5 protein-coding genes are annotated in these 7,169 nt (G+C 38.4%); 1 reads left to right on the top strand and 4 read right to left on the bottom strand.

Annotation, left to right across the window (positions count from 1 at the left end; all coding sequences use genetic code 11):
* Window position 1 precedes the first annotated feature (1 nt).
* A complete protein-coding gene (locus VGE44_RS00775) occupies window positions 2-688 on the bottom strand; it encodes a DUF6134 family protein (protein WP_331075864.1) in 687 nt (228 codons plus the stop codon).
* Between the two features lie 526 nt (window positions 689-1,214).
* On the opposite strand from VGE44_RS00775, the gene VGE44_RS00780 reads away from it, so the two are divergent.
* Window positions 1,215-2,735 carry an alkaline phosphatase family protein gene (locus VGE44_RS00780; protein ID WP_331075865.1) on the top strand — a complete coding sequence of 507 codons (1,521 nt, stop codon included), beginning with the start codon at window positions 1,215-1,217 and terminating at the stop codon, window positions 2,733-2,735.
* A 64-nt stretch (window positions 2,736-2,799) separates the two neighbouring features.
* Here the strand turns inward: VGE44_RS00780 and VGE44_RS00785 are convergent, their stop codons facing one another.
* From VGE44_RS00785 to VGE44_RS00795, 3 genes are all read right to left on the bottom strand, one after another.
* The gene (locus tag VGE44_RS00785; RefSeq protein ID WP_331075866.1) at window positions 2,800-4,557 is read right to left on the bottom strand and encodes an ATP-binding protein; all 1,758 of its coding nucleotides are present in this window, start codon (window positions 4,555-4,557) and stop codon (window positions 2,800-2,802) included.
* 233 nt (window positions 4,558-4,790) lie between these two features.
* The gene (locus tag VGE44_RS00790; protein WP_331075867.1) at window positions 4,791-5,921 is read right to left on the bottom strand and encodes a sensor protein KdpD; all 1,131 of its coding nucleotides are present in this window, start codon (window positions 5,919-5,921) and stop codon (window positions 4,791-4,793) included.
* A gap of 62 nt (window positions 5,922-5,983) precedes the next feature.
* Window positions 5,984-7,054 carry a porin gene (locus VGE44_RS00795; protein ID WP_331075868.1) on the bottom strand — a complete coding sequence of 357 codons (1,071 nt, stop codon included), beginning with the start codon at window positions 7,052-7,054 and terminating at the stop codon, window positions 5,984-5,986.
* Window positions 7,055-7,169: the final 115 nt, after the last annotated feature.

The raw sequence follows: 7,169 nt of genomic DNA on the forward strand, positions 1-7,169 counted from the left end.
ATTAAACTAATTTCATTGTAATTGTATACCAGTCCTGGTGAATAATCACCATTCGGCAAATCCCATTATCAAAGTGATAATCATTATAATTACCATTTGGGAGATGTATGCGATAGGTATGTTTTGCCAGCTTCCTTATAGATAGAAGCTGCTGAAAATTATCAGAATAAACCTGTGGTGTATTTATCGGCTCACTGGAATAAAGCAGCATCATGTTGTAATCGATCAGTTTGTTAAACCTGCCAATTTCAGAACCGGTCTGAATCTCATAAGTACTGTTTACCAGGCGGGTTTTCCGGCATTCCTTTTCTTTACCGTTAACAGTTCGATTAACATCAGAAGATATTAACCTGCCATCACTAAAATGAGCCTTATCGCTCGTTTGAACATGAATCGGGAAAATAAACTTTGTTTTGACTTCCGAAATCATTTCCAGGTATAAATCCTGACCACTAATCCTCTGGGAAAATTGCATTTTACCTATATTATTCCCATTATGAATAAGTTGATAAACCAATTTTCTTTCCTGACCATTTGAAAGAAAAGGATAACCAATAACAATTAAGATTAGTGTTGCTTTCCGAAGTGCTTTCTTGCTTACAGAGGTCCGTGGATAACGGAACCTGTAATTATTAAATAATCTTGAAGCATATTTTTTATACAACCACAGTATAAGAGCTGGAATCATGATCTGTTGTTTAAACCTTGTTATACAGCTAATACAACTAAAACCCGCTTTACCCTAAAATTTTATTAAAAAATCTGAATGAACTTACTGGGTATAGCAATCGGCCAATGAAAAACCAACTGCAAATCATTTAGTATGTCAGTAATGTTAACAAACAAGACTGAGTGATAATATTTAGATAAACTATTCTTAATCATAAATAGATATTGTACCAATAGCTTCGTCTTAAACTTTAAGAAACAATGATTAAATTTAATCTCCTCATTCAACGGGCAGTCCTATTAACATTCAACACCATAGATGGCAGAGCTATTTCATCATTAAAATGTGTAATGTTAACCAGCAAACTTGCTGATAACAAGACTAAACCATTTCCCCGGGCTTTAGTAAGCAAAAAAACAAGACTAATTTAAAATACCATTAATTTCGGTTAATGACCTGTTATATCTAAAATTTGATGCGGCTAAACCCGTTCTGGCTGCTTAAAAAACCAAATCAACCTTGCACTCCTAATTCACATAAAACCATGGCTATAAAATCTAAGTATTTTTCTTTTCTAACAATAGCCTTGCTATTACCCATTATATCCTTTACCCAGACCAAAACATCAGATCTCAGAACTCTGATCGTATTCTTTGATGGTTTGCGTCCCGATTATATCACTGCCGAGAATATGCCAAATCTATATGCTTTTAAAAAGAAGGCAAGTTATGGCACACAGCATCATAGTGTATTCCCAACCGTTACCCGTGTAAATGCATCTTCCTATGCTACAGGAAGCTATCCCGGGACTCATGGTTTAATGGGAAATAGTGTTTACTTCCCGCAAGTAGACAAAACAAAGGCCCTGAACACAGGCAATGCATCTGAAATTGACGAAATAACTAAAGCAACTGATAATCATGTATTAACCGCAGCTTCATTGGGAGAATTGGTGCAGCTAAGCGGGTCAAGCATGATGGTTTTTAGCTCTGGAACAACAGGTCAGGCTCTTATGCAAAATCATAAAATAAGTGGAGGTGCGGTAATAAACCCATCAATGATCAGACCTGAATCAATGAAAGAAAAGGTCATGACTGAAATTGGATCTGTTGAGGCTGCAGGTGGAAAACATGTGTGGATTGCTAACGCCCTAATGAGATACGGCTTACGCTTAGATGGACCAAAAGTGAGCGCGATCTGGTTTGGTGATCCGGATGGCACCGCACATCGGGATGGCATTGGTGCAGCAACAGCGATGGCTGCAATAAAAACTGTAGATGAGCAATTCGGAAGAATCCTTAAGGATCTTGAAAGTAAAGGCCTCGACAAGAATTTTAACATACTTATTTCTTCAGACCATGGTTTTGTAACAGACATTGGTAAAGTTGGACTCAATGAGTTTTTAATTAAACAAGGTTTAAAGAAAGATGAAAATTCGGATGATGTTATACTTGCCGGTGGTGCTGTATTTGTAAAAGACCATAATGCTGATCAGATCAAAAAGATTGTGGCAGCATTACAGCAAGCTGAATGGGTTGGCGGAATTTTTACCCGCTCGAAAAAAGCCGGGGATAACCAAGGTTGGGTTCCGGGAACATTATCATTTGAGGCTATCCACTGGGCTCACCCTGAACGCTCCTCAGATATTTTAGTAGATGTAAACTGGAATGACGATAAAAATGCTGCCGGTTACGCCGGATCAAGCTTTGCAAGAGGTGTTGCAGGCCATGGTGGATTCAGTCCTTATGAAGTCCATATCCCACTTTTGGCCTATGGTCCAAGTTTTAAAAAGGCTTATCAAGCTAATTTACCCACTTCAAATGTCGACCTTGTACCTACAATCCTGTATCTGCATAAAATAGATATCCCCAAACAATTGGATGGCAGGGTAATGTATGAGCTTTTTAACGAAAAATCTCCTGCTTCAGCACCTATACAAGCCAAAATCAAGACAGTAGAAACCAGTACTGATATCCCGGGAGGTAAATACAGGTTGATTCTTGAACAATCAATACTCGGAAAATACATCTATTTGAATAGTGCAAAGGTAATCAGAGGGAAATAAGATAGTTTTTTGGGGGTTCCTTAAATGTCTGATAAATAATACGGGTAAACATAAGACCATAATTTTATGCTGTATAAACAGGAAGCCTGAACACAAACCGGCTTCCTGCTCCCAATTCACTTTCAACAAAAATTTCTCCTTTTTGGGCCTCAATAAAATCTTTTGAAATCGCAAGTCCCAGTCCGGTTCCTGATTTATTCTTACCATCTGTAGGAACTTTAAAATACCTGTCAAATAACCTGGCTTGATATTGCTCTTCAATCCCTTTCCCAAAATCCTGTACTGAGAATTCTATGTATTGTCCCGTATTTTCCACCTGAATAACCACCTTCCCTTTTTCAGGACTATACCTTAATGCATTTGAAAGCAGATTGATCAGCACCCAGGTTGTTTTTTCAACATCGACATTAACTTTGGAGAGATTTGGACGGCTATGAATTTCAATACTCACTTGCTTTTGATCAGCCTGAAATTTGACCGCATTAATTGCATAGTTAACTATTTCATCAGGCTCAGTAGGTATAAAATTCAGCTGAATATTGCCTGTTTCGACCTGAGCCAAATCAAGTAACTCGCTTGTGATCTTTAAAAGTCGGTCACTATCATCCTTAATATGATTCAAAAGATCCAACTGCTCTGTATTCAGTTTTCCAACCCTTTCATCTTCTATCAGCTTGATGCTCATTTTTATTGCGGATATTGGCGTTTTCAGCTCATGGGAAATAGTGGCAATGAAATTAGTCTTGGCTTCATCCAGTTCTGTGAATTTTGTAATATTTCTAAGAATATAGACTTCTCCGGCTGAGCGTCCTGATTTCAATAAAGTTTGTTCTTCATTGTGAGGATAAACAGGGATAGTAATTTCCCTGACTTCCAATTGAAAGTAAGACTCCTTACCATTGGCATAAATTTTAATGGGCTTATCACTCTGTTTGTTTTCAGTTAAGGTTTTAAGCAGGTCATTCTTCTTAGAAATCTCTGCTACATTCAACCCAATTGTCTTTTCCTCATTCAGATTTAGCAATTGCTCAGCTGCGGGATTAATGAAAATCAGATTGCCTTTTTCATTCAAGCCAATAATCCCATCCTGCATCTGCTCAATTATAGTTTCAATTCTCTGCTTTTCGGACATCACTTTGGAAAGATTGCTATTCTCCCAATCGTTTAGTTTAGTCGCCATCTGATTAAAGGCAATTGCTAATGGCGCAAATTCATCATTGGCACTAAAATCCATCCTGGTCCGATAATTTTTCCTGCTTATTTCCTTTATTCCTTCTGTTAATTCCAATAAAGGGTTAGCGATAAAACCAGGAAAATTAACACTAAAGCTAAACAGAATGATAATAATGAAAGATCCAATGAGACTCATGTAAATGCTTGCCTTTTTCACAGATCTTTGTGCCTGATCATTCTTCCTGACGATCGCTTCCATATTTAGCTTTTCAACATTCCTTAAGTGATTTCTCAAGCTTCTTTGATACTTTACCATTTGCTCAATAGACAAATCGGCTGACTTTAAGGTTTCAAAATCCTTTCGGATATTTCTGGTAATCCCTGCCTCTCCGGGTTCAGTGATATTAGCTTCCTGTTTTTTTAGCTGTTCATCGAAACTACTGATCGCATCCTTTGATAATGGCAGTTCCTGATTATCAAGAACGGTCCTCATTTCACGCGTAAAACGCAGTGATTCATAGTTATCCTTTAGAATTACCTTCGAATGTTCAGAGATCTGCTTTAAGTAAAATCCCGAAAAACCTCCAAAAAGTAATACCATTAAAAAGAGAAAGCCGAAGCCCAGTCGAAGTTTGCTTTTAATTTTCATATCCATGTGTTTTAGAGAGGAAATGGGGAATGGGAAATAGGAAATGGGACTAAACGCTGTGCTAGTAACACTTCCTGCTTCCCATTTCCTTGTCCCTATTTCCCGTTTCCTATTCTTTATTCTGTTTTTGGAAATTGGAAATTGGAAATGGAACTAAACGCTGCGCCATTTCCTACTACCTATTCCCTATTTCCCATTCCCTATTTCCTATTTCCCATTTCCTTCTCCCTGCCCTAAGACAAAATCACCAAATCAGTTTCAGTTGCAGCAATTTTCTTCAGAAGCTGGTTGAAAATTGCTGTCCGAAGCATAATCTGGAACAGATTTAAATGCGGTTTACCTATGCAGATTGTAGTAATTTCCCGTTCCTGTACCACCTGCATAATGGTTTGAACAATTTCATCACTCTTAATTTTGACTACCTCGGCTCCAAGTTCAGTAGCCAGTTTAAAATTGTTTATCAGGTGACGCTGTTTATCCAGTTTAATCCTGTCGAGACTTTCTGAACTGCTTTGAATATAAAGGACAATCCATGGCGACCTGTAGTAAGAAGCAAGCCGGGCTGTTTTTCGGATTACAGCCTTTGCGGTTGTCGAGTTAGAAGAAATACAAGCCAAAAACCTTTCAGTTCTTAATTTTATCTGCTTCGGAATTTCAGTATCAATCTTCCTTTCGACATAATGTGCCACTTCTTTCAAGGCAAGTTCACGCAATTGCAGAATCTTATCTGCCTGAAAAAAATTGTTTAATGCTTGCTGAACTTTACTGCTATCATAGATTTTCCCTTCCTTTAATCTTGTAACCAGTTCATCTGCGGTCAGGTCAATATTTACAATTTCATCGGCCTGTTCAAGTATCCGATCAGGAACACGTTCAGTAATCGAAATGCCGGTTATTACTTCAACATCCTCATTGAGACTTTCCATGTGTTGAATATTAACTGCCGAGATCACACTGATTCCAGCATCCAGAATATCCAGAACATCCTGCCATCTCTTTTCGTTCTTACTTCCTTCTACATTCGTATGAGCCAGTTCATCAACTATAACGACTTCAGGATGCCGGCTGATTACTGCATTCACATCCATCTCTTCCAGCTCTTTACCGCGATAAAATATCTTTCGACGTGGAATTACTGGTATACCAGCCAGAAGGGCATGAGTCTCAGCACGATTATGGGTCTCAATATATCCGATTTGGATGTCAATATTATTCCGAAGCAAAGCATGAGCTTCCTGCAGCATCCTGTAGGTTTTACCAACTCCTGCGCTCATCCCGATATAAACCTTAAGTTTACCGCGTCTGGATGTTTTAACCAGATCAAGAAACCGTTTAGCCGATTCTTCTTTTTTTGCTTCTTCCATGCCTGAAAACTATGGAAACGGGATGCCTGTTGGCAATCCCGTTTAATTACTAATTGAAATTACTAAAAGGATACCGCAATGCTCGCAGTAAGGGTTGAACTATTGCTGACAGGAATTGTTTCTCTTACAAAGATCTTATCCTTGCTGTCAAGCACTTTCCCTTCCAAACGAAGAACTGCATTGCTTACTGGCCAATAATCGATATTCATTGAATAGCCAGTTGTTTTAAATCCTTCTGGGGTGCCTGTTGAAATAATTACACCATTTGCATCTTCGTAATATTCAAGACGTCCGGCCAGGGCCCATTTTGGATTAAATTTATATTGAGCAATTGCCACTGGTGCAAGTACTTCATTCTTTTGATTGCTACCCTTAGCGATTTGCTGAGTACCATAATCAAACCCTGCAATCAGACCAAACTTATCTGTGATTTGGAATATCCCATAAAAGTTATTGTAAAAACGACGCACTCTGACAGCATCTTCTCCTTCAGTTCCAAGATAGTTGCTATAATTAAGGGTGATCTTGTCTGTTGGTTTAAAAGTTAGCTGCAATCCGCCGGCAGGCTGGCTATTACCACTTAAACGGTTGATGCGCTGCCAGCCGTTCAGATAAAGAAAGGCGACTGTAAATTTATTATCACTTGTACCATATGTAATTTTAGCTCCCGACTCATAATATGGTGTATTATCTGAGACAATATTCCGTGTCAGAACCCAACAGTCCTTTGAAATAGCGCTTTCGAATCCAATGTGGGAAGCAAATATTCCGGCATCTACCCATAAGTTTGCTGTTTTGGACAGTTTTAATCCAGCATTCGCTTCAAAGATATTTTTTAAGACTCCGGGTTCTGCTGCCAGGTTAGCATTGGTATAGGTGCCGGCCATTAGAGCAAGGTTTCCCCTTACAGTTCCGTTATCATAGGCTCCTTTTATAAAACCCAAATTCAGGTTAACCTCATTATGCCGGTTATGTGAGTAAACAAATCCAGGGCGGTTATTATCGGCAGGTTTATTATAATCATATCCGAAATAAGTTTCCAGGTATCCTGAAACTTTAATTTTAGGTTCATCCTGAGCGAAGGTAAGACTTGCGGATGCCAGGCCTAAGGCTAGTGTAAGTAGTGTTTTCATTTGTTTTTTTTATTGGAAATGGGAAATGGGAAATGGAACTAAACGCTGTATTATTTCCGGTTTCCGATTTGCTATTCCTTATTTCTCGTTTTCTATTTGCTATTTGTTTTTGGAA

It is taken from the genome of Daejeonella sp. (genome assembly GCF_036405355.1).
Classification (GTDB): Bacteria; Bacteroidota; Bacteroidia; order Sphingobacteriales; family Sphingobacteriaceae; genus Daejeonella.

Coding starts and splice junctions, on each gene's coding strand:
- VGE44_RS00775 (WP_331075864.1), bottom strand. CDS start 688: ATGATTCCAGCTCTTATACTGTGGTTGTATAAAAAATATGCTTCAAGA.
- VGE44_RS00780 (WP_331075865.1), top strand. CDS start 1,215: ATGGCTATAAAATCTAAGTATTTTTCTTTTCTAACAATAGCCTTGCTA.
- VGE44_RS00785 (WP_331075866.1), bottom strand. CDS start 4,557: ATGAAAATTAAAAGCAAACTTCGACTGGGCTTCGGCTTTCTCTTTTTA.
- VGE44_RS00790 (WP_331075867.1), bottom strand. CDS start 5,921: ATGGAAGAAGCAAAAAAAGAAGAATCGGCTAAACGGTTTCTTGATCTG.
- VGE44_RS00795 (WP_331075868.1), bottom strand. CDS start 7,054: ATGAAAACACTACTTACACTAGCCTTAGGCCTGGCATCCGCAAGTCTT.